At 40.9% G+C, this 23,649-nt stretch carries 23 protein-coding genes; 9 read left to right on the top strand and 14 right to left on the bottom strand.

Going from position 1 to position 23,649, the window contains the following annotated elements; genetic code table 11:
• Positions 1 to 71: 71 nt before the first annotated feature.
• A complete protein-coding gene (locus CHB71_RS18375) occupies positions 72 to 1,961 on the bottom strand; it encodes a CocE/NonD family hydrolase (RefSeq protein WP_089358431.1) in 1,890 nt (629 codons plus the stop codon).
• Between the two features lie 111 nt (positions 1,962 to 2,072).
• On the opposite strand from CHB71_RS18375, the gene CHB71_RS18370 reads away from it, so the two are divergent.
• The gene (locus CHB71_RS18370) at positions 2,073 to 2,591 is read left to right on the top strand and encodes a hypothetical protein (protein WP_221406766.1); all 519 of its coding nucleotides are present in this window, start codon (positions 2,073 to 2,075) and stop codon (positions 2,589 to 2,591) included.
• Between the two features lie 14 nt (positions 2,592 to 2,605).
• On the opposite strand, the gene CHB71_RS18365 is transcribed toward CHB71_RS18370, so the two are convergent.
• Both CHB71_RS18365 and CHB71_RS18360 read right to left on the bottom strand, forming a co-directional pair.
• Positions 2,606 to 3,658: a DUF4407 domain-containing protein gene (locus CHB71_RS18365; RefSeq protein ID WP_089358430.1), complete on the bottom strand. Its 1,053-nt coding sequence runs from the start codon at positions 3,656 to 3,658 to the stop codon at positions 2,606 to 2,608.
• Positions 3,659 to 3,736: 78 nt separating this feature from the next.
• Positions 3,737 to 4,282: a hypothetical protein gene (locus CHB71_RS18360; protein ID WP_089358429.1), complete on the bottom strand. Its 546-nt coding sequence runs from the start codon at positions 4,280 to 4,282 to the stop codon at positions 3,737 to 3,739.
• 149 nt (positions 4,283 to 4,431) lie between these two features.
• Here CHB71_RS18360 and CHB71_RS18355 point away from each other — a divergent pair, with 149 nt between their 5' ends.
• Entirely contained in the window at positions 4,432 to 5,013 is a 582-nt protein-coding gene (locus tag CHB71_RS18355; protein ID WP_089358428.1) for a TlpA family protein disulfide reductase, read from the top strand.
• 179 nt (positions 5,014 to 5,192) lie between these two features.
• On the opposite strand, the gene CHB71_RS18350 is transcribed toward CHB71_RS18355, so the two are convergent.
• The 11 genes from CHB71_RS18350 to CHB71_RS18300 form a co-directional block, all read right to left on the bottom strand.
• Positions 5,193 to 8,150, bottom strand: a complete 2,958-nt coding sequence (locus tag CHB71_RS18350) for a type I restriction enzyme HsdR N-terminal domain-containing protein (RefSeq protein WP_089358427.1) — start codon at positions 8,148 to 8,150, stop codon at positions 5,193 to 5,195.
• Positions 8,151 to 8,288: 138 nt separating this feature from the next.
• Positions 8,289 to 10,919 carry an FtsX-like permease family protein gene (locus CHB71_RS18345; protein ID WP_089358426.1) on the bottom strand — a complete coding sequence of 877 codons (2,631 nt, stop codon included), beginning with the start codon at positions 10,917 to 10,919 and terminating at the stop codon, positions 8,289 to 8,291.
• Between the two features lie 2 nt (positions 10,920 to 10,921).
• Positions 10,922 to 11,254 carry a PadR family transcriptional regulator gene (locus CHB71_RS18340; protein ID WP_089358425.1) on the bottom strand — a complete coding sequence of 111 codons (333 nt, stop codon included), beginning with the start codon at positions 11,252 to 11,254 and terminating at the stop codon, positions 10,922 to 10,924.
• Positions 11,255 to 11,333: 79 nt separating this feature from the next.
• Positions 11,334 to 11,726 (bottom strand): hypothetical protein, encoded by a 393-nt coding sequence (locus CHB71_RS18335; RefSeq protein WP_089358424.1) that lies wholly within the window; start codon positions 11,724 to 11,726, stop codon positions 11,334 to 11,336.
• Positions 11,727 to 12,269 (bottom strand): DUF1579 family protein, encoded by a 543-nt coding sequence (locus CHB71_RS18330; protein WP_089358423.1) that lies wholly within the window; start codon positions 12,267 to 12,269, stop codon positions 11,727 to 11,729.
• A 5-nt stretch (positions 12,270 to 12,274) separates the two neighbouring features.
• Positions 12,275 to 12,919, bottom strand: a complete 645-nt coding sequence (locus CHB71_RS18325; protein WP_179213471.1) for a YceI family protein — start codon at positions 12,917 to 12,919, stop codon at positions 12,275 to 12,277.
• On the bottom strand, positions 12,912 to 13,529 hold the full coding sequence (locus CHB71_RS18320) for a dioxygenase family protein (protein ID WP_089358421.1): 618 nt from the start codon (positions 13,527 to 13,529) through the stop codon (positions 12,912 to 12,914). The genes CHB71_RS18325 and CHB71_RS18320 overlap by 8 nt, the downstream gene beginning before the upstream one ends.
• Before the next feature lie 106 nt (positions 13,530 to 13,635).
• Entirely contained in the window at positions 13,636 to 14,454 is an 819-nt protein-coding gene (locus CHB71_RS18315) for a LytTR family DNA-binding domain-containing protein (RefSeq protein WP_089358420.1), read from the bottom strand.
• A 309-nt stretch (positions 14,455 to 14,763) separates the two neighbouring features.
• On the bottom strand, positions 14,764 to 15,579 hold the full coding sequence (locus CHB71_RS18310) for a hypothetical protein (RefSeq protein ID WP_144017489.1): 816 nt from the start codon (positions 15,577 to 15,579) through the stop codon (positions 14,764 to 14,766).
• Positions 15,580 to 15,715: 136 nt separating this feature from the next.
• Positions 15,716 to 16,351 carry a cation transporter gene (locus tag CHB71_RS18305; protein WP_089358418.1) on the bottom strand — a complete coding sequence of 212 codons (636 nt, stop codon included), beginning with the start codon at positions 16,349 to 16,351 and terminating at the stop codon, positions 15,716 to 15,718.
• Between the two features lie 31 nt (positions 16,352 to 16,382).
• Positions 16,383 to 18,623: an FdhF/YdeP family oxidoreductase gene (locus CHB71_RS18300; protein ID WP_089358450.1), complete on the bottom strand. Its 2,241-nt coding sequence runs from the start codon at positions 18,621 to 18,623 to the stop codon at positions 16,383 to 16,385.
• Between the two features lie 470 nt (positions 18,624 to 19,093).
• On the opposite strand from CHB71_RS18300, the gene CHB71_RS18295 reads away from it, so the two are divergent.
• Genes CHB71_RS18295 through CHB71_RS18265 form a run of 7 tightly spaced genes read left to right on the top strand, consistent with a single transcriptional unit; the run spans position 19,094 to position 23,509 of the window.
• Complete coding sequence (locus CHB71_RS18295) at positions 19,094 to 19,324, top strand: MoaD/ThiS family protein (protein ID WP_089358417.1); 231 nt, start codon at positions 19,094 to 19,096, stop codon at positions 19,322 to 19,324.
• A 3-nt stretch (positions 19,325 to 19,327) separates the two neighbouring features.
• Complete coding sequence (locus CHB71_RS18290) at positions 19,328 to 19,744, top strand: molybdenum cofactor biosynthesis protein MoaE (RefSeq protein WP_089358416.1); 417 nt, start codon at positions 19,328 to 19,330, stop codon at positions 19,742 to 19,744.
• The gene (gene moaA / locus CHB71_RS18285; RefSeq protein WP_089358415.1) at positions 19,744 to 20,724 is read left to right on the top strand and encodes a GTP 3',8-cyclase MoaA; all 981 of its coding nucleotides are present in this window, start codon (positions 19,744 to 19,746) and stop codon (positions 20,722 to 20,724) included. The genes CHB71_RS18290 and moaA overlap by 1 nt, the downstream gene beginning before the upstream one ends.
• On the top strand, positions 20,721 to 21,191 hold the full coding sequence (gene moaC / locus CHB71_RS18280; RefSeq protein ID WP_089358414.1) for a cyclic pyranopterin monophosphate synthase MoaC: 471 nt from the start codon (positions 20,721 to 20,723) through the stop codon (positions 21,189 to 21,191). Before moaA ends, moaC begins: the two co-directional genes overlap by 4 nt.
• Positions 21,124 to 21,759 (top strand): molybdenum cofactor guanylyltransferase, encoded by a 636-nt coding sequence (mobA, locus tag CHB71_RS18275; RefSeq protein WP_179213470.1) that lies wholly within the window; start codon positions 21,124 to 21,126, stop codon positions 21,757 to 21,759. Before moaC ends, mobA begins: the two co-directional genes overlap by 68 nt.
• Complete coding sequence (gene moeB / locus CHB71_RS18270; RefSeq protein ID WP_089358412.1) at positions 21,756 to 22,760, top strand: molybdopterin-synthase adenylyltransferase MoeB; 1,005 nt, start codon at positions 21,756 to 21,758, stop codon at positions 22,758 to 22,760. Before mobA ends, moeB begins: the two co-directional genes overlap by 4 nt.
• Positions 22,757 to 23,509: a sulfite exporter TauE/SafE family protein gene (locus tag CHB71_RS18265; protein WP_089358411.1), complete on the top strand. Its 753-nt coding sequence runs from the start codon at positions 22,757 to 22,759 to the stop codon at positions 23,507 to 23,509. Before moeB ends, CHB71_RS18265 begins: the two co-directional genes overlap by 4 nt.
• Positions 23,510 to 23,649: the final 140 nt, after the last annotated feature.

The raw sequence follows: 23,649 nt of genomic DNA, 5'->3' as shown, positions 1-23,649 counted from the left end.
AAGGCTTCAGATAAGATTTTTGATAATTCACATACCTGAAACCTGATTTCGGATAAACCTGTAATTTGTCTCTATCTGTCTTCAATCTTTAGCTTGCCTACAATTGGCAGCTTAATCTGAGAAGGATACTCCGCTGAATGATGGATCGTATTGTGAGCCACAATTCCTTCAGTTTCATCATAGTTGTTTCCTCCGGTATTCAGGTTTCGCATGAATCGTGGGAAGTTGCTACTGGCAACTTCAATTCTGATTCTGTGTCCCTTTTCGAAATAGTTGCTGGTAGAAAGTGGCGTTAAATCGATTTGATAAACTTCGCCTTCTTCCATAAAGACTTCTTTGTCATAGCCTTCTCTGTATCGGGCTCGTTGGATAGTCTCATCTAGATTGTATGCTGTACCATCGGGATACACATCAATGATCTTCACCGTAAAGTCCGTGTCTTTTACATCTGATGATACGAACAGCGACATTTCAATAAAACCTGAAACTTCAATCCCCTCCGTCAGTGGATCAGAAGTATATACCAGGATATCGCTTCGTGTTTCCATTTCTCGCTGATCCCGAGCCCCATTTTCTATGGCATTACCTGTGCAACAGACATTTCCTCCATAAGAGTAAACAGGATTGTTTGGATCATAGGTGTAATTGTCCTGATTCGGTTCAGCAGGAGGCGAAAGGGTAAGCTTCCCATCACCAAAAAGGCTGTTTGCGTTTCCATCACTATCCAAATAAAATGAAGTCATGCTGGCTTCTTTTGGCGGCCAGGTTTCGGCGGTTTTCCATTCGTTCTTACCCATCAGATAGTATTGAATGCGAGGAAGGTCATCCAGGAAGTCACTCTCCCCATCGTTTTTCAACCAATGATCAAACCACCCATAAACCAGCTCGTCGTAGTTGAGTCTCGCATCGCCCACACTTCTTTCTCCAACTATGGTATTCTCGGTCGCTCTGGTGTAACCGCAGTGAAGTGTAGGCGCAATCACCAGGTATTGGTTATCGGCTACTTCAGGGTCACTATTATTTCTCAGGTGATTAAAGAGCGCAATGTTTGGACTTACAGAAACATCGTACCAGGACACAAACCAAAATCCCGGCTTCTTAATTTCCATATCATCGTGGTAAAGTCCGCCCTCAAACCAGGCCGGATCATTGGGTTTTCTTCGGATCATTTTGTCAAAGATCTCTCGTTTGCCTCCCATATTCACCAGCATGTCTTGTACAGGCAGATGCGACATAGCCGCCAACATATCGTCTACTTCAGGATTTTCAGGTGCCAGGTCATAGAATCGTGAAATTCGGATAAGGTCTTCCTGTGTAGCTCCTTGCGGAATGCGTGGCTTGAATTTATCATGCTCCACACCATAGAGCCACGATGCAAACAGCATTTGAAATGCGCCACCTCGGTACCAGTTACCTTGTTCATAATAATCACCTACGGTACCGATTCCGGCTCCAAAACCTTGCGGCACCATAGCGGCATGAGACGGGTGGTCCAAAGCAGCGACTGCCATCTGCCATTCAGCAGTGGATGAGCAACCCAACGTTCCTATTTTTCCATTGCTCCATGCCTGGTCTTTCATCCAGGAAAAGGCATCATAACCATCTGTCAGCGGTACGCCTAAAATGTCCCATTCTCCTTCAGAGAAATATCTTCCTCGTTCGTTTTGAACCACATACGCGTATCCTCTTTTCACTGCTTCAAATGCTCGTTCATAGGTTCTTGTTCGTTCCTCTCCATCCCCCCATGAATTGAAATTGTAAGGAGTACGTGAGAAAATGATCGGTACTTTTTGGTTGGTCTTTGGTCGGTAGATATCCGTGGCAAGACGGATTCCATCACGCATGGGCATCATCACCTTTTGATCGATTACAGCGATTTCTTCCAGCTGCTCGCGAATGGATTGCGCATTGAGCAGGCCAGAAAAACAGATAGTTAGAATAAAGAACTTAAGAGCTTTCATACTTAGATATAGGTTAGGTTTAGGAACATTTAAGTTAGGCATATTCTTAATTATGATAGGGTGATTTGATATGAGTGGCTGATTTTTTATTTGTAACTTGTTTAAAAAGGAATGATGAAAAAATTAGCAACACTAATCTTCTTTCTGAGCATTGGTTTTATGACTTCAGCACAGGATGAGTACCTAAGCAAAGTACAAACTCTGGATAGCACGATCGAAACACTCTATGATGTCATTTCCGGTGAAGCCGGGGAGAAGAGGAATTGGGAATTGTTCAAGTACCTGTTTACCGAGGATGCCACGTTACTTCCATCCGGTCCAAACGAAGATGGAAAGATTGGGTATCGGGCAATGACACCAGATGGCTATATTGAAACATCCGGAGCATGGTTGGAAGAGAACGGATTCTTTGAAAAGGAGATATTCAGAGTGACTGAAACATTCGGCTCTGTGACACACATTTTTAGCACCTATGAATCTTACCGCAGTGAGTCAGATGATAAACCCTTTACTCGAGGAATCAACAGTATCCAACTCATGAATGATGGTGAGCGATGGTGGGTAGTAAATATTTACTGGACAGGAGAGCGCGAAGGCAATCCAATTCCTGATAAGTATCTGCCGAAGTAACCGGTAAGTAGCTATTAAGTCTTCTCCAGGCTTAGTGAAAGGCGATTTTGAACGTAATCGATTTCTTCTTCTGTAAGTCGTGTTGATCGTTTTTTGATAATCGCATTGACTTTCGCCAGATCCTCATAGTAGGAAGCCTCAACACCATACTCTTCTTTCTTTAAGACAAAATCATAGGGGCCTCTTTGAGAAATAAGCTTTACAAACACAGGAGCAGTTTCTACTGCAAGGAATAGGAGCAAGATGAACCAATGAGCTGCCCAAATTGCGCTGCTTTTATCTGTCAGTCGATCCAATGCTTCGATTCGCGAGGCTAACCCTGTGAGCTGACTCTCTTTCATTTCTCCAAGGGCAGCCTTTTCTTGTTCGTCCAACTCGGCCAATGCCAGTTCTTTTTCATTAATCAATTGACTATTGGTAGTTGTCAATGCCTTCAGTTCAGCTTCTACTTTATCCGCATCAGCTTTTTTGATTTGATAGATAGGCCCGGCATTGCGTTGCTTTGATCCTCCGGTTCCATCGGCCTCTTCTTGCGCGATTTTTCTCAATTCATCCCTTTTATTAGCTTTTTCAGCTATCTCATTCTTAAGCACTAGAATTTCAGCATTCAATCGTTCCCTAGTTTCATTGAATCGCATTTTCACGGTATGTTCCTGAGCGGCTAAGTCCTCCTGGATCATATGAGATATTTCAGCCTCTACTTCCTTTTCAAAAATTTTAAGTTCAAGTGGTTTGGCGATCACGACGGAAATGATAATGGCAAGGATAAGCCGTGGGATGGCACTGATCCATTCCTGTTTGGAATCACCATTCTTCCGCATGCTGGAAACGATAAACCGATCAAGGTTAAAGATCATGAGTCCCCAGATAATACCGAATGTTGCGGCTATCCAATAGCTATCGAAAATGGTGTAAAGTGCATAGCCTCCGGCCAGCGCAGCAAATACCCCTGTGAAAAAGATGGTAGCTCCAATGCCCACATATTTGCTGGATTCAGAGGGGCAGTTGGATAAGATGGATTTATTCACTCCGGCACATAGCCAGAAAAATTCTTTTAAGCGATTCATTGAAAATTCAACGAAGTGCTTGTTTGAATGTTATATGATCAGGTTTAAATCAATTAACCCGGTCATTATTTAATGAATTTAATATGGTCTTGTTGGATAATCTGAGCTTGCCAACTTCGAGTCTGATAAATTGAGATGCGCCTTTACTGCGTTATAATCTGAATAGTCGATACGTCCGGTAAACTGTGCTGGGATCACTACTACCCGCGCGATCCAATTGTCTGTTAGATCCGCACCCAATCCATCCAGGTTTACCGTACCATCAAGAAAAACCCTTGCGTCGAATTTGGTGAAGTCATAGTTGTATTCCAGCATGCCGTCATTGAAGTACAATGTCTGAGGCAGTGAACGCCAGATTTCAACTCCATCTTCTACGCCCCACAGAAAGTAAACCTGCATCACATCCGAATCCAACATCTCAAAATCGTTAGGAAGATTCAATAGAACACTATATTCAGGCGCTGTGAAGCTAAACTCGTATTCAAACGCATAGCTTTCTTCACCATCTACCCCGTCAATCCCGTCTCGTCCATCATAACCTCTTGGGCCGGGTATGCCTTCTCCACGGTTGCAACTTGAAAGTCCGATTAATGCAATCAGAAAGAGTATATATAGCCTTTTCATAGTGATTCATTTTGGTGAAACATTTGACCTATTGATTATGATATAGGAAAAAATGATGCCAGAAATAAAGTACAAAAGGGTATAGGATGCTTTCTTTAGTCCGAAATTCAATGTAAAACCTTATTTTTCAAGAAAATACGTGATACAGAATGAGGCTTTTTTTATCCCTGTTATGTTTTGTAAGTTGGTTTTTTATCCTTGCCCAGGACGGACAATCACAAATCCCTGACGAGTACTACAGAAGTCTACTTGATCATGAAATGGAAGATGAATTCCAAAAAGGGATTCCTGTAGGAGAAATTTTTTCTGATTCAACATTTATTACCATTAATGGAGATGAGTTCAGTTTTATAGATTCCAATTATGTACTTACTGTAGTGGATTTTTGGTTTAAAGGGTGCCGCGGATGTGCTCAGGAAAAGCACTACATAAAGCAAATAATTGAAAAATATAAAGAGGACCCACGGGTTCGATTTGTAGCAATTACTCCTACCTCAGAGAGTGGAATAGAGAAAGTTATCAAGAAATATGGCAATTACTATGATGATATTATTTCAGTGGGAGGATTTAAGAATTGTGAAGAGTTATTCAAGTTTAAGTTATTTCCAAGGCATATTTTGGTTGGTAATGATGGTAAAGTAATGGCTAATTATATCACACCAATCTTTCATCCAATTACGCTGGATGAATATGAGAAAAGGATATTAAGCCTTATTGACAATTCAGATTGACCTACTCCGTCCGTAAACTATTGACAAACAGCATTGGACTTTGAAAATTCACATAATGGAGATCGATAGTGGTGCATCAAGAAGCTGGAGACTTAAAAGTACCTTTAAAAGTGGCTCAGTAGCTTATGGATGATAGTGTTTTTTAGGCGCTTTATTCCAGGGAGATTTGTGCCTTAGTATTATACATTGTTTTCTTTAAAAAGCTCCTTCGTATCGTTCTTAAGAAATTTATAAATCCAATTCCTTAAGACACAAAAATCGTCAACTTTAGGAGTGTTTATATGATCTACCGTCTTAATAACATCATAATAACCATTATGTAGGATTTGGTCGAGCGAAAATCCTATTAACACTTTTGTTTCTCCCTTTTCAAATGGTTCATTTGAAGAAGTATATTGCTTATAATGAATTTTAACTTTTTTATCAGTTGATTTTCTGTATCCAATTACTCCCCATTTTAAGATATCCTCATCCTTCATATAAATAAAGTACTCGTGGGGTGAAGTTGTATAAAAGTGAAATTGTTCTTTAAACGTTGGGAAAGCGTACTCAATGAATTTACTATAACTGGTATCGAAGTGCCTTATGAAAGTTTCTACATATAATCTGGCCTGTGCCTCACTAAATTGGGAAGGTCGGATTTTAGAAAGTTCAAACTTCCTGTTTTTCTCCTGTAATTCTTTTGTGTCAGCTATGGATATATCTGGACATGGGAGGTGATGTTCAGAAAGGACCGAATACCCTTTGCCGAGTAGAATGTCTACAATTTTATTTAGCTCCTCAAAAGGAGGGAAATCTCCATGGACATTCAACGGGGGTATTTCAATTTGTTCTTCAACGGCCCTATTTGCCATTACCTCAATTGCTGTAGAATCCAATCTTGGCTTACTTCGGTAATTTTCTCTTTTGTAGTGCTCGATAGCTCGGAATTTGTATAATCGATATTTCAATTCATTTAAATCTATTGGATAGATTAAGTCAAATCTAGGAAGGTAAAAATCGCTTATTGAAAAACTGTAGCCGAGCTTTTGATGATAGTAATATAAGATTGTAGAAACTTGTTCTAGAAGAAGAATATCTGAATTATAAACACTAATTCTACCTTTTTTTATTATTTCTTTTAGCTGTTTGAATATGTTTTCTTGAATACTTTTTGCTTGATCACGAATCAATAATGGGTAGAAACTTCCATGTATTGATTGCACTCCTTTATGAAAAAATAAGTCTTGATGATTTGAATTCAAGCTAAGATTTTCGAATTGAACAATGTTTTGCGAATTAGAACCTAAAGGAAACAGAGCGTAACCATGACCAAAGAACAAATCTTCTGGAAGGAAGATGCCGATATTTCCGTCCGTCTTAGGATCAAATTTCGTTTTTAACCTCTTGAAATGGTGCTCCAAATATGAATTATAGTCATTTGCATATTGGTGCGATTTATCCTTTATGAATTTGACTAATGCTGCTTTATGACTAGGTGGTGCATTTCGGACATAGAATGTAATTGCACTTTGCCCTATATGGTTCTCGTAGAACAATTCCAGGCTGTCATAAAATTCATCATCGCTAAGCTTGTCAAGTTTGTAAGAATGAAAGCAAATGACATAGTCGCGAATTTTTGAATAATAAAAAGAAACATTGTAAGAATCTTCGATTGAGGATTTAATTAGGATGTTGCGAGTAAACAGGTCTTCTGGAATTGTTTCATCTGTCTGAAAATCTAACTTCTCTACAAGACTTTCAATATCTAACCCTTCGTCACGGAAAGCCTCCCATGAACTGTATTTATGATTGGTAATAACTTGACCAATTTTTGAAAGTATTCTCGCTCCTACCTCAAATCCTAAATGGGTTTTATCAAGAGATTGCTTGAGGTATTTTTTGATTAACTTTTTATCATCTATCTCTTGCGGTATTTCCCTCTGACTGTAAACTTCGCTGAAAATTCTTAAGAAGAATCCGTTTCTTAATTCCTTTAAGATTGAGTCCGAAATTTGCCCTTTGAATCCGAATGTCTTTTGATATAAAGGAATTATAGAATCAAGCTCTTCATTAGTGAAATTTTCCAAAAGAAACCCGGGGCAATTATTCAGCTTAGAAATGGGTGGGTGGAATTTGTGTAACTCTTCAAATAAATGAGTGGGATTACTATTCTTTCTCAGGACACTGTCCCAGATATTGGACTTACAACTTATACAAATTTTGATTCTCTCTAAGTTCCTGACGATCAATGCTATTTCACTCAATTCTAGAGCAAGATTAGAACCAGTATGTTCGTCAATTGCGTCAATGAAGATTGTTACATCTTGATTTAAAAATCGTCCTAATTCATCAAGCTTTTTAAGTATTACATCACTTTCAGCCCGACTTGAAAACGCAAGATTTAGGTCTTGAGCAATGTGTTCTAAAGGCGATTTGTTAATTAATGCAGCATTATAAAAGAAGACGATTCCTGCTTCCAGCTGTTGGAGGGTCAAGGAACAAATAGCACTAGTCTTGCCAACTCCTGCATCTCCTATCAATCCAAAAACAGATGTATTCGAAGTAATAAATTTCGTGAATTCCGATTGTAGGTCTTGTCTTTGAACATGAAGTTCTTTTATGAATTTTGAATATGGGTTTTCGATGTTTCCAATTATTGTCCCCATTCTATCTTGAACCTGATTTTTGCAAAATAACTTTAGATTCGCTGGAGAAAATGAAATGAAGTTTTTAAGAGCTTCATATCTTATTTTCAGGTCAAAATCTGTTGAAATAGTACAACCATCTTTCCAAAAACTTGACTTTTCGGAAATTTTACTTCCAGTCAGGTCTTCTCTAGATATCGTGTCAAAAATTTTGGTGTCTTTACCATTAGTAATTATTGTAAACGGAGCAATATTATCTTGAAGAAGTCTAGCATAAGAGATTCCCTGTTCAATGTCATTTTGATCAATACTCTTTGAATCTTTTTTTAACTCAATGACGAAGAGATTCTGCCCATGCCTTTTGCACAATATATCTGATCTTCCTGTCTTAATTCTTGATTTTCCGAGCCTGATAGTGAATGAGTTTTCCAAGAAAACCTCTGACTCACCGAATCCAAGATTACTTAGAAATGGTAATAAAATTTTCCCTCTAACGTCTTCCTCATTCATAAAAATATTAAAATGGTAAAACTCTCTATCCAGAGATACGCTGTTGCGCCTAAAAATAATGTAAACGCCGCATGGCGTTTATCTACCTTTCAAATATAGCGGATGTACCTACTTAATGACACTCCTAATTCCCACAATTCACTCCGTCCGTAAACTATTCACCGGATTAGAGGTAGCAGCTTTGATGGAATGATAGCTGATCGTTAAAATGGCGATAGCTGCAGCGGCAATACTTCCAACGACAAAATAATACCATGACAAATCAATCCGGTAGGCAAAGTTGGCCAGCCATTGATTGATGAAATAGTAAGCAACCGGAGTTCCAACCAGTACAGAAATTCCAACCAGTTTCAGGAAGTCTACGGAAAGCATACCGACAATCTTGTTCTCTGATGCTCCAAGCACTTTGCGAACGGCGATTTCCTTGATGCGCTGCTCTGCCACAAAGGAAGAAAGCCCATAAAGTCCCATGCATGCAATGGCTATTGCAAGCATGCAGAAGATCAAAATGAACTGGTTGAATTGATCCTCATCCCGATAGGCTGCTTCAAATTCTTCATCTAAAAACTGATAATTGAAAGTGGTTGGTACATTCCATTCTGCCCACAGGTTTTCAATGGATGCAATGACTTCATTTGTTTTCTCCGAATCTACCTTCACCATCAGTTTCCTGCCAGGCACATTATGAATGACCAACGGATCAATCTCACGCTCCAGTGAATGGTGATGAAAGTCTTTTACTATCCCAACGACCACACCTTTCTTATCCATCGCCCAATCTCCACTATGAGTTGTATAGTATTCAATGGTTTTTCCAATGGGTTCATTCCAGCTTTCCCCATACTCCTCAATGGCTCTCTTCCAGCCACTTTCATTGAGGATAAATGCAGAGCTATCAGTAGGGATGTCTTCTGAAAATGTTCGTCCCATTAACACCTCAACCCCCAGGCCATCGAGCGTATTATAGCCTATGTAAAAACCTTTCCAGGCATCACCATACGGATCCTCATATTCACTAAAGTCTTCAAATTTATATCCCCAATAAAAGGCATTGTCCCCCGGAACCATACGTCCGGCCATTACGGATTTAACGCCAGGCATAGATTGTACCTGACTTCTTACCCTGTGCCATTTTCGTCCAAACTCTTCTGTGTTTCCAAAATTCATCACCACTACATTCTCCGGCTCAAAGCCAAGATCTTTCTGCTTGACAAAAAGCATTTGATTATAAACCACCATAGCACCAATGATTAGGGCAATGGAGATGGTAAATTGAAATATGACGAGTGCTTTTCGGATGGCTCCTTTACCGCCATTTCCGGTAGCGCTTCCCGATAAAATGGAAACCGGTTGAAATGACGAAAGAAATAGGGCCGGATAACTCCCTGCGATAAGAATGGTGATGATTGTGAGTAAAATAACCCCGATTATGATCGGAACTATTTGATCCATTCCCAAAAACAGGTTGATATCTGCAATGCGATTGACAGGAGGGATGACCAGCACAAGAATTACGGAAGCAAGTATAAGTGCCAGAACCGTCATGATCGTGGACTCAGCAAAAAACTGGATGATGAGTTGCTTACGGAAAGCTCCCATCACTTTTCGTACACCCACTTCTTTGGATCGTTTCGAAGAACGTGCTGTGGCCAGATTCATAAAGTTGATGCAGGCAATGAGCAATATGATAATCGCGATAGCAGAAAAGATTCGTACCTGATTGATATTACCATGATCGGCATAATCTGCGCGTAGGTCATAAGATTTTAAGTACAAATCTTCCAGAGGCATTAAATCGATCGTTATCGAATCCGCTTCTGCATCATAGTACTTGTTATACATCTCCTGATACTTATCTGCTACAGACTCAGGATTTGTGCCCGGTTTCAACTGGATGTAGCTCCCAATCCAATCGTTGGGCCAGAGCTCTAGAATGTTAATGGATGGGTCGTCGTACATAATTGAAAATGACGCGACCATGTCAAATTGCAGGTGGGAGTTGAAGGGAACATCTTCAAAAACGGCAGCTACTTTATATGGAAGGTCCCGACCATTAATCATATCCTGAACCAGCATCACCTGACCGATTGGGTCTTCTTCACCAAAAAACTTCTTTGCGTAGGATTGTGAAATGGCAATGCTGTTTTTATCATTCAGACACGATTTCTTATCTCCACGAATCAATGGGAAGGAGAAAAAGCTGAAGAAGTTGGAATCAGCCAGCAACACATCCTCATAGTAGATTTCCTCATTTGAAAGCGAAATTCGCTTGTTCGTTTTCCAAAAGTTGATCCTGGTTGAACCGATTACCTCAGTGTAATCACGTTCGTAAGTGGGAGCAGCTTGCGCGTTGATGTATCCGTAAACATGCTGCAATCGATAGATGTCTGATCCATTTTCATGAAACTTGTCGTAGCTGGTTTCCACCTTGATAAACAGGAAGATCATAAATACACAGGCCAACCCGATACCTAGCCCACTAATGTTGATAATGGAATAGCTCTTGTGTTTGATCAGATTCCTAAAAGCCACTTTGATATAGTTCTGCAGCATACTGAATGAGTTTGTTGATTGGTAATTTCTTTCTGCCCGATACATCCTGGCATAGCGAATGACCTCTGCCAGATATAGGAGATTGGCCCTGAGTCTTCCTTTGGTTTGTACATATTCTTGGTACTCCTCTGTCAGATCGCCGGAGATTTCTTCAAAGAATTCCTGACTGACAAGGTAGGAGAGAAGCCAGGTCGTAAATTTTGGAGGGATGGCCATATCTAAGAAAGGTTAGGCATGAGTTGTAGCATATTGCCCCAGAGTGCATCACGCTTGGATTTGAGTGCTTCGAGTGCTTGAAATCCCTGCGGAGTAATTTCAAAAAATCGCTTTCGCTTTCCTCCTCGTTCGGGGGTAGACTCACCAAATGCACTTTTTACAAACTGTTTGTTTTCAAGCCTGGTAAGCACCGTGTGAATGGAGCTCAAAACTACTTTTCGATCCATTTTTTCAGCCAGTTCCTTTTTGATGGCCGGGGCATAAGCTTCAGGATAGAGTGATCCTACAGTGAGTAGTACTAACTCTTCAAGCTCTCCAAGATGTTCTCCTCGCATATAAAATTCTGATTTGTCGACTTTATGATACGGAGATTAAATCATAATGTTCTGATTTGTCGATAATAATCCGATCTTTTTAGATTCCGAGTTCCATTTGGATGAACTCCTTTGTTCCCTCAGGTCCCGAGAGGGTAAGGGAGAGTTGACTTGATGGTGCTAATTCAAGCTTAAAGGAGAAGAAATTGCAGCACTTACTTTCTGTTTTTATAAACTCAGCAAGCATATCAATACACGCATCGGAATTCGTGAAAAAAAAGATATAGCCAAACTCAAGCTCGGTTTTGGAGACGATCTTTTTCTTTATTTCGGTGATGACAGTTTCTCTTCGTTCCTGTAATTCCTTTGACGTAAGCTGGCAGGTTAGTTGAGCTTTTTCTTTGAGCTCTACGTACGATTGTGCATTTGCCTTCATAGTTACAATTAATATCAAGGTGGCTAACGAAAAAAGCTTGATCAAGATGGTTCTCATTTATTTTATTCGTTCATATTTCATAGTCCAGAAAGTAGTCCAGGATTGGCCACCATCAAAGGATGATTGAACTTCCCATTCAAATAGATTTTCCGAAATGAATTGAAAGATTGTTTTATCAATCAGTAGATTACCTTTTCGATGCTGTGCCAAACTAAATACCAATTCATTATTTTGATAAAACCCGTTCGTGGTGATGATATTTCCATGAGCTGAGTCAATCATAGCTTGTTGCCATTGTTTATTGCGATTATCAAAAGTTAGGTGTTGTACCCATTTTAACGGACATTCATCTATTATACCCTCCCAGTGTTCAGTCCATAGACACCCTTTAAGTTGACGTTCCCATATGGCTATTGCAGAAGATTCTTCCCATTCATCGTTTTTGACATCTTTGAGTTTTCTTGATGTGACTTTCCATTGACCACTTAAATACTTGATGTTATCATGTTCAGGTTGTAAACACGGGGGAGTGAAATTTTCTTGTGCGATGCATAAGTGTGTGGCGATAAAGAATGAAAGTACTGAAATAGTCGCGCGCATATTTCTTACTGATTAGTTAATGCTGGATTACTTTTTGGAACCAATTTCACCTTCAGTTGGATCATTTCATCTACCAGTCGCTTTTCAAACCAACTTCCATTTTCACCAATTCCCCAATCAAAACGGTTAAATGAAAACTCAGAGGTATAACCATCGCTGGTTTTATTGGCGAAGATTCTAATTGGATTGGAAACTCCTCGAATGCTAAGCTGTCCTGCGATTTCTATTCGATCTGCTCTTGAATGATTTACTTCGGTAAAAGTGAAGGATGATTTTGAAAACTGATTGATTGTAAACTCTTCAATGAAGTGGTTTAGCAGGTTTCTCCGAGCTGTTGTTTCATGCTCAGGGATATCAGAAATATCAATGGATTCCATATCTACGATTAGTTCACCACCAATGAGTTTACCTTCCGAAAAGGTTAATTGTCCCTCACGGAAATTAACAGTGCCTTCGTGCTTACCGGTAATTTTTGTCCCCTTCCAGGCGATCACAGATTTGTCCAGGTCAATAGGTATTTCTTTTGCGCCTGTTTGTTGAGTTAATACTGAAGATTTCTTGTTACTAGCAAAAACAGGTTTGCTCTCTATAGTACTTTGACTCCCACATGCCAATGATAAAGTGGCTAAAAACAATAAGTTTTTAATCATAGTCAGGGACATTTTTACCTAAAACAATATCTCTACGATCTGTCAAAAGATTTCCTTCTTTGGTCAGTTTGAGTACACCATCTGACCCACCACGAGGTGTCTTATCAATATCCCTATCTCTCAATAATGGATCATCATGAAACAGGTAGCTGCCGATCCAATAATACTTGCCGTCAGGTTCAAGCACAGTAATGTGAATGTGTTCAGCTTCTGTACCGCTTGGGTAAGAGGCCGGCCTAAAAGTATAGAAGGCATACTGTCCATTTTGGTCCGTTTTTACCCATCCACGAATGTACCCGTGTCTTCGCGCCCAGCCTTTTTCATCTCCGCGTTTGGGGTAAATTCCATCTCTGTTGGTATGATATAAATAAAGAATTACACCCTCTGCAGGTGTAATGCCGTCCGGCTGATAAACGGTACCAAACACTTTTATTTTGGGGTTGGTCTGTTCATAGAGCGGCAGTGTATCAACCGAACTTAGCTTTCGGTCACCAAATTCCAATACAGCTTCACATCCATCACACCGTCCACTATCGATTAGTCTATAATTAGCTTCTTGCCCGCATGCATTTATGCAGCAAATACTTAAGAGTATAAAAATGTACCTCATGTTATTATTTTGATTTCTAATTAAACTAAACGGATGAGGCAGGATTGGTTCTGTTTGGAAAGATGCTTTCTTGCTAAGCTGAGGAGTTTTTAAGCTGAGTGGAGGACTAGAGTAGTCGATCTTTGACAGACTTCACATAATTTCTGCTCAGTCGAAGCTTCGTTCCATCTTTCATCAATAGATCGTAATCTCCATTCAAACGGGATGTTAGTTGATCGACCTCATTAAGGTTAATGACAGTGGATCGATGGATTTGCTTAAAGTCCTTAGGATCAAGCTGATCGATGACTTTCTTAAGGCTACCATTATAGATATACTTTCGTGAAGTAGTTTTAATTCTAGTGATCGCATCTTCAACAGTGATCCAGCAGATTTCATTCGTTGGGATGATAAAGGATTTAATCCCTGCTTTTACTTTAATCTCACTGGGTGAATGTGAGTTGGATTCTCTTGCCTTCAGCAATGGGTAAATACCGGCATAGGACAGGTAGACTATCACGACAATATAGGCTCTCCCTGAGAGTACCTCATAAAATAACCCTTTGAAACTCCATCCGTAAGCGGTCAGCGTATTCGATAAAAAACTGACGAATGAGGCGAAGCTTAATAGGTGTACTAGACTCACCGCAAGTGAAAGCATGATAGAGGCGATCCAAATCCTAATCTTAAAACTTGATTTAATGAAGTCGTGAAGCCAAAACCACCCCATTGAAAAGGGAATGAACAACAGCCAAAAGATTTTAAACAAAAGTGAGTCTAAAACAAAGTAGCCTTTTTCATTCATGCTTGAATCCACATAATCCTGGATAAAGACAAGCAGTGCCATGAGTACCCAAAAGAAGGTTTGGACATAAAGATTCCGCAATAGCTGAGAAGCTATAATGTTAACCTGGATATTGTTGATCTTTTTTATGAGGCTTTCCATTACAATATTTCGAAGAACACCGATTCCATTCCTTAAGATATACTTTTCTGAAATACAATTTCTTGATTAAGTAAGAAGGTTTTTTTTTTATGCAAAAAGAGAATTAAAGACTGTTTAACAACAATTTTTCAGCTTTAGTCAAAAATATGAAACTCTTTTACTGTGTTTCGTATTAAGTCAACAAAGGACTAAAAATCGAAATAATGAAGGCAAAACAAATTTTACTAATCGCGTATCTGATGATACTGGCGGTTACCCTAATTCTAGGTTAATGCTATTGATTGTTTATCAGCTTAACAGCTTGGATTATTAATTCACCTGAATAGTTTCTTCGAACCAAGGCACTTCTTCAATTGTAAAATTGAATCTATTGCCATCTTCTTCTCCTGACCAAATTGAAGAAATGTCTACTTCAAAAGTGTAGCTATATTGTTTTTCTAACTCCTTTTCTAAAGGGATTATATGGGATTTTAATAAAAAACCACTTTCATCATAAAACTTTAACTGTACCGAAGTTAAATCAATTGGGAAGCTGTAATAAAACCCTGTAGCATAAGGTTGGTAGGATGAATTATCTACATAGCCTTCATAGTTCTCACCAGTCCATATTAATGAATCCGTACATTTGTTCAAGTTTGGGATGTAAATTGTTGAAAAGTTAAGTAGAAAGTTAATGTAGTTAACTCCTGTATCACTGAAATTGGACGTGTCTTCAAACTTGAATCTAAATTGTTTATTTGTCAGTACTGTTTCAATAACGGTATCCGATTCCAAAACAAAACTTGCTGCCGAATCATATGCAATACCCTCTTCTCCTCTCACATCGATATTATAAAAATACTTCCCAGCTGGAAGATTTGGAAAAACCAGTGGCGGAATCGTACTATCATAAACCATCATTCCTTCTGCCACTACATCTTCACATAAGCTGTCGTAGACAAAATAATATACATCGGTATAAATTTCCTCTGCTCCAGAGGTAGTTCGACCTACTTCTGAGATGTCTATCAATTCCATTTGTGGAGATATTGAAACGCTGAAATATTCAATGGACGGACCTTCAGTAGTGTCTTCGCAAGCGACAATTAAAATCAAAAACAGGATTGATAAAGAAATTGATCTCATTACTGTGAATTAAAGAGGTAGTTATAACAAATCTAATTTATTATTTGGAAAATAATTTGAGAATTACCGCCACTAAGGTTAAATAAAAAAGTTTCCTAGATGTATCTGACCATATTGATTTACTTCTTGGTAAGGTTTAACAGCAATCATCCGAACAACTCAACTTTTTCGTGTACGCCTTTTCGAAGGATTCCTTTCCTTCGCTCCAGGCATACCACGCAATCCCCAAACTACCAATGGCGTCAATGTAGGGGATATGAAAAAGTTCATATATCAAACTTGATCCTAACAGGATAAATGATAAGTAGAAGCACGTCTTGGTGCATTTAGCATCCGAGATGATTGGTTCACTATTCAATTTTTTTCCAACCTTTAGTTTTTCCGAGTAAAGAAAATACATCGTTAAAATGGAGAGGGTGGAGATGATAATACCAGCCATTGTTGTTGAGGGTTCTGCCTGATAGATAAATGCAAGAATGGCTCCTACCACTAGCCCACCTGCAAGAATATAAAGCGCAACTCCGGTTATACGAAGTGCGGTTACTTCAAACGAGTCGTGCGTTTCAATGGCGCTACTTTTCATTCGCAGAATCATGTGTGCAATCCCAATGCCTGATAGAACCTCCGCAAAGCTGTCTACTCCAAAACCAAACAAGGCCAGGGTTTCATCCTGTGCTCCAAACAATGTAGACACCACACCTTCAATCAGATTATAAATGATGGTAATCAGACTTAAGGTAAAAGCCCATTTGATGAGTTGCTTTTGATCCATACTCAAAGAAACGGATTAGTGTTTAATTGATTCAAAGCTTCCTGATATTCACTCCCACAGATTTAGATGCCGGAGTGTGACTTTTTCTTGCTGTTAGATGCAGTGGTACCAATGGATTGGCTTCCGGGAAGTAGGTAGCTACACATCCCTGAGGTATTTCATAAGGCACTACAGTAAATCCGGCGACCTTTCGTTCCAACCCGTAATGGTTGGATAGTTCAACGACATCTTCTTTGTCAAGACCTTCTGATTTCATATCCGATTCATTCATGAAGACCACATTTCGTCCACCAAAGATGCCTCGATATCGATCATCCATCCCGTAAATGGTGGTATTGAATTGATCGTGACTTCTGATGGTCATCATCACATATTTGTGTCCTTCCGGTATGGATTCGGCCAGTTGATTGATGGAGAAAACTGCTTTTTTTGAAGGCGTATTAAATTCTCCTTTTCGAGCCCCATTGGGAAGCTCAAAGCCATTATCATTCTTTAGTCGCTCATTATAATTTTCAAACCCCTGAATGGCTTTAGCAATCAAATCCCGGATATTGTCATAGTCTTCAATCAACCCCGACCAGTTGATATCATCGTTACCTAATGTAGCTGCTGCGATAGAAGCCACAATCTCCGGCTCACTCTTTAAATGTTTGGATGGGGGAGTAAGGCTGCCATGCGAGCCATGAACCACACCCATAGAATTTTCAACGGTTACGACTTGTTCTTTTCCATTCTGAATGTGTTTGTCCGTTCGACCAAGGCATGGAAGTATCAATGAGGTTTTACCCGTCGCTAAATGAGTGCGATTGAGTTTGGTACTGATATGAACCGTCAGATCACATTTCTTCAAGGCTTGCTCAGTGAGTAAGGTATCAGGTGCTGCCGGAAGGAGATTTCCTCCAAGCGCCATGAAGAACTTCACTTTGTCTTGATTCATGGCTTCAATGGCTTCAACTACATTATAGCCGGGTGATTCAGGTGGATCAAAATTGAAAGCATCTTTCAGTTTATCAGTCCAGGCTTTAGTAGGTCGCTCCCAAATGCCCATGGTACGGTCGCCCTGTACATTGCTATGACCTCTGACCGGACAGGTGCCTGCACCTTTTTTGCCGATACTACCTTTCAGCAAAAGCAAATTGACAATTTCTCGAATGTTGTCTACAGCATTCACATGCTGTGTGAGCCCCATGGCCCAGCAGGCGATGATTTTTTTGCTTGCCGCCAACCAATGTGAACTTAAAAGCACATCTTCTTTAGAAAGGCCTGTTTGACTGATTAGATCATCCAATGAATGCTGTTCCAGGTCTGCTTTCAAGGCTTCAAATCCTTCGGTATTAGCTGCAATGAATTTTCTATCTAAGCATCTTTCATCTACCAGGAGTAGCTTCAGCCAGGCTTTGAGTAAGGCAACATCCTGATTGATTTTGATCTGCAGGTATAAATCTGCGATATCTGTTCCCTTGCTGATCCAACCCTTGATTTTTTGTGGGTTTTTGAATTTCATCAAAGCCACTTCTTTCAATGGATTGATCACAATGATCTTGGCGTCATTGCGTTTCGCTTTTTCCAGCGAACTCAGCATTCGGGGATGATTGGTGCCAGGATTTTGACCGAAGATCAGAATGACTTCTGCATGCTCAAAATCCTCAAGGGTCACCGATCCTTTGCCTATGCCTAGGGTTTCAGTCAGTCCAACACCGCTGGATTCGTGGCACATGTTAGAGCAGTCGGGGAGGTTATTGGTTCCGAACTTACGTACGAAGAGTTGATAGAGGAATGCTGCCTCATTGCTGGTCCGTCCGGAGGTATAGAAAACTGCTTCATCAGGATGTGGGAGAGATTTTAGATGATCACCAATAAGATTGAAGGCTTCATTCCATTCAATCGGTTCGTACCGTGGACTTCCTTCTTTTTTGATTAAAGGTTGGGAAAGTCTTCCTTGCTGACCGAGCCAGTAGTCGCTTTGTTTCCGAAGTGATTCAATGGTGTACTGTTTGAAAAAGGCTTCTCCTGCCAACTTATGCTGGGCTTCTTCAGCGATGGCTTTTACCCCATTTTCACAAAACTCACCAACCTTCGACCGTTTTTCAGGGTCGGGCCAGGCACACCCCGGGCAGTCAATGCCCTTTTTTTGATTTAGTCTACTCAAAAGCTTTAATGCTTTCCATGGAGGCATGGCCTTCAGGATCATGCGGCTGGCGTTGGCCACTGATGTTGGTCCTACGGAGACTTTAGGCTTGTCTTTAATGTGTAGATGGTTGTGCGCTGGCATAGGAGATAAAGATAGGAATCCTTGGGGAGAGATTATTGGTTTATTTCCTACGTCTTCCTTATAAATTATAGAGTATTTCCATGGCTTTTCATTCCCTTCTTTTTTCCTTGATGAAAAAAGAAGCAAAAAAATCAAGAAAATTTTAAAGCCTTTGCGCACCAGGCCATCACCACCGCTCCAAATTTTCTTTCCCGCCCTCCATGACGGCCATGATCTTTTAACTAGATACTATATCCCCCTCTGGAGGGGGTAGGGGGAGGAAAAAAACCAGGATCGAAGCACCACCCTTTTCTCTTAGACCCGATAGGAGTGGCATCCTTTTACATTTAGGTTGGGCAGTGGGAGGTGCAAAAGATACAGCGGATAGCGGGAGCGCCTGATCCAAGACTTGATGAATGTTCTCTCCTTACAAAGGAATCATTACACCAGCGGCTGCTTGTTTACCTCTTTAATGCCTATTTTTACCTTATATGATAGTGGTGAAAGCTTTTGGTCATGTGAAGGAGGTATTGGGATCTGAGTTGGAGGTAAATAGGGAGTTGATCGATGTAAAATCACTGCGAGATTACTTAGGTAACGAGTACCCCACCATTGTATGGTCCACGGTTGCGATAGCTGTAAACAAGAAGTATGTGCAGGACCCGGACCCCATTAGCCCCGGCGATGAAATCGCCCTGATACCACCAGTATCCGGAGGGTAAAAATTGGTACAATTAGTCGAACATATTGACCTCAATGAGGTGTATAAGCTGCTTGCTGATACAAAAGCAGGAGGTACGTGCGTATTCGTGGGTACGGTGAGAAATCACACCCCGCAACGCGAAGATGCGGAGGTGACTGATTTGCGTTTTGAAGCGTATGATGAAATGGCACTGGCCGAGATGGAAAAAATCCGGCAACAAGCCATCGAAAAATGGGGACTGCATCAAGCAGTTATAATCCATGCCATTGGTAAAAAGGAAGTTGGAGAGCCGGTGGTGGTGGTAGGAGTAGCGTCATCACATAGGAAAGAAGCGTTTCCGGCCTGTCAGTTTCTGATTGATGAATTGAAGAAATCGGTTCCCATCTGGAAGAAAGAATTTTTCACCGATAGTAGCCACTGGGTTTCACCTACACCATAATGGAAAAATTGCAAGACAAATTTGGAAGAGGGATTAATTACCTCCGGCTGTCGGTGACCGACCGATGTAACCTGAGGTGTACCTATTGCATGCCGGAACGTGGAATGGTGTTCGAGCCGAAAGAGCATCTGCTATCCTATGAGGAGTTGCTGAAGCTTGTGGATGTGATGGGTGAAATGGGCATCAATAAAATCAGGTTAACCGGAGGAGAGCCATTCGTTCGAGCAGATCTGATGTATTTCATTAAGGAGCTATCTAAAAAGTCTTATCTCGACAAAATCAGTATCACTTCTAATCTGACCTTGATTCGACCTCATTTGGATGAACTGGTAAGACTTGGGGTCAAGGATATCAATGTGAGTCTGGATTGCCTTGATCGACAGAAGTTCAAAGAGATAACCCGAAGAGATGAATATGAGGAGGTCTCGGGTGCTCTACATGAAATGATTGCAAGAGGCTTTAACCTGAAAGTGAATTGCGTAGTGATGCAGGGCGTCAATGAAGATCAGATTCTTCCATTGATTGAACTTGCAAAAGAGCATCCTGTATCTGTTCGATTTCTGGAAGAGATGCCATTCAATGGCTCAGGAGGGAAGGTGGAAACTCCGATGAATTATAAAGATATCCTGTCGATCATCGAAAAGGAATACGATTACACTAAGATGATTGATGGCCCACATTCCACCTCACAGAACTATCAGATTGTAGGATTCAAAGGTTCATTTGGTGTGATTCCATCTTTTAGTCGAACTTTCTGCGGCGATTGCAATCGATTGAGGATGTCGGCAACCGGAGAGATCCGCACCTGTCTGTATGGACATAGCCAGTTGAATTTGAAAGAGATGCTCCGGTCCGGAGCTACTACTGAAGAATTGAAAGAGGCATTGATGGTTGCGGTAGCCAATAAACCCAAAGATGGATTCGCTGCAGCGGAAGAAAATGAAAAAGAGTATTTATCCATGACCAAATTAGGAGGATGAGTGAGTTAACACATATCAACAAAGAGGGGGACGTCCACATGGTGGATGTGAGTGAAAAGGAAATTACTGAGCGAATTGCGGTTGCTGTATCTATCGTAAAATTCCCGAAAGAGGCATTTGAAACCATTAAAGAGAATGGTTTTAATACGAAAAAGGGAAGCCTGATCCAGACGGCAGTTTTAGCCGGGATTGGAGCGGTCAAAAAAACGTCTGATTTGATTCCGCTATGCCATAACATTCCAATATCCAAAGTTGATATTGATATTCAGCCAACCGAAAATGGATTTGAGATTAGCTGCCTGGTGAAAACGACCGGTCAAACCGGAGTGGAAATGGAAGCTTTAACCGGTGCATCTGTTGCCGGATTGTGTATTTATGATATGTGCAAGGCTCTTTCTCATGACATCATCATCGGACCAACTCGATTGCAAGAAAAGAAAGGAGGGAAGCGTGACTTCAAGCGATGAACTATATGGATTGGTATTGATGGGCGGGCAAAGCTCCCGCATGGGGACGGATAAGTCTGCGCTCAATTATCACGGCAAACCACAGGTAGAATACCTGTTTGATTTGCTCAGATCAAAACTTCCTAAATCTTTCGTTTCAGTTCGAAAGGGGCAATCTGTTGGGTTTACTGACCATGTAATTGAGGATAGTCTGGACACCAAAGGACCGATCAATGGCATCATTAGTGCCATGCGTGCACATCCGGATAAGTCGTGGCTGGTGCTAGCGGTAGACCTACCATTTGTGACTGAGCAAACAATAGATCATCTGATCAAAAATCGTGATCAAACTGCCCTGGGAACTTCACTGGCTACTCAGGAGACCGGATTACCTGAGCCTTTAATAGCCATTTGGGAAGCGCATGCTCGTCCGGTTTTGGAAGAATTTCATATCGAACATGACATGAGGTGTCCACGCAAATTCATGATGAACCATGAGGTCCATTTGGCACATCCACAGGATGATCAGGAGCTTTATAATGCGAATAACCCGGACGAATACGAGTTTGCCAAGTCTTTGATTCAATGAACACCGAGCGCTACCAACGGCAGATTGTGCTCCCTGATTTTGGGGCAGAGGGACAACAGAAATTGTTGGATGCTAAAGTGGTAGTGGTTGGAGCCGGAGGTCTGGGCGTACCGGTTCTCCAGTATCTGGTAGGAATGGGCGTTGGAACTATCCGAATTGTTGACGGAGATGATATTTCGCTTAGCAACCTGCAGCGTCAGGTACTTTACTCCACCGCTGATGTGGGGAAGAAAAAAGCAGAGGTGGCGAAGGAGCGGTTAAAAGCTTTGAATCCTGAAGTGTCCATTGAAGTGACGACTCAAATGCTCGATGGAAACAATGTGAAAGACTTGATTTCAGGATATGACCTGGTGGTTGATTGCACTGATAATATTGAAACACGATACATCATCAATGATGCTTGCGTGGCAAATGAAATCCCATTCGTTTATGGTGCTCTTTACAAACATGAGGGTCATGTGAGTGTTTTCAACTACCAAGGCAGTCCCAGCTATCGCGACGTTTATCCGGATGATTCAGCGAAAGTGGACAATTGCAATGAGATCGGGGTACTGGGTGTGTTACCGGGAATTATTGGCACGTACCAGGCCATGGAAGCAGTGAAAGTGTTGACAGGAATCGGTCAACCTTTAGCCGGGAAATTATTGGTGGTGGATGCGATTAATACGGAGCACCATGTATTTGAATTAGCCCCAATCACCAAGCCTGAACCAAAAAAGGAGACCAGTAAAGATTCCTGGCTGACATGGCAAGAGTTGACTGAAATGGACCTGGATCAATATCACCTGATCGATGTACGTTCAGAGGTTGAGTATAATCAAAGCCACGATGATCGTTTTGAGAATCGACCAATGGATGAGTTGACTACTTTCAAAGCTGAAAAAGAAGTGATCCTGGTCTGCAATAAAGGGAATGCTACGCGGCAAGCTGCTGCATTGATAGCAGCTCAAAATCCAGAGGTCAAAGTACATCAAATGAAAGGGGGGTACAGTACACAATGAACGAGTATGTACTACTAGGGTTGTTTTTTTTCATTGCACTTTTTTATTCCTCCATTGGGTTTGGAGGAGGCTCCAGCTACCTGGCTATTTTAAGTTTGGTATTGACCGACTTTTATGAAATCAGAACTTTGGCACTGGTACTTAATGTGATCGTGGTAACGATAGGGACTATCGTTTTTCTTCGTAAAGGGGTTTTCAATTGGTCACTTTTCTGGCCGTTTCTGTTGTTAAGCATTCCGATGGCATTTTTTGGAGCCCAGCTTAGACTGACGGAACAGGTATTTTTCATCATTTTAGGAATCGCATTGATTCTCGCTGCATTTGCTATGCTGGCTCAATCCATCATTAAGAAAGGACGACCGAAGACCTTAACGTCCTCCAAAAGCATGATTTTGGGAGGAAGTATTGGCGTGTTATCGGGACTGGTGGGTATAGGAGGAGGGATCTTTCTATCACCCACTCTTAATTTGATGAAATGGCAGAATGCAGTGACCGTTGCTTCGCTGGCTTCTTTTTACATTTTGGTTAATTCTTTGGCTGGAATTACGGGGTTGGTTGTTAATGATACGTTTCTGTTGAATGCTTCATTTTCGAGCGGAATTATCATTGCGGTGATGCTTGGGGGGTTGGTGGGTTCTCAGCTTTCTATCAAGATGAACCTCAACATCATTAGAAGGCTTACGGCTATTCTTGTTTTGTATGTGGGGGTGAGGATTGTATTGTTACATGGGTTTGGGCTAACTATTTAAATTGATGAGGCGAATTAAGATGATCCAAAACAAAACAATAAATTCTCCTCTCGGGAGGAGTGAAGAGGTGGGTTTGAAAACTATTGTTTTGGATCATCTTAGAATTGAGACCCACCCCTGCCCCCTCCAAGGAGGGGAAT

The organism is Ekhidna lutea (assembly GCF_900188325.1).
Classification (GTDB): domain Bacteria; phylum Bacteroidota; class Bacteroidia; order Cytophagales; family Cyclobacteriaceae; genus Ekhidna; species Ekhidna lutea.
The sequence above is the reverse complement of the archived record's forward strand: the minus strand, read 5'-3'. Positions and strand labels throughout refer to the sequence as shown.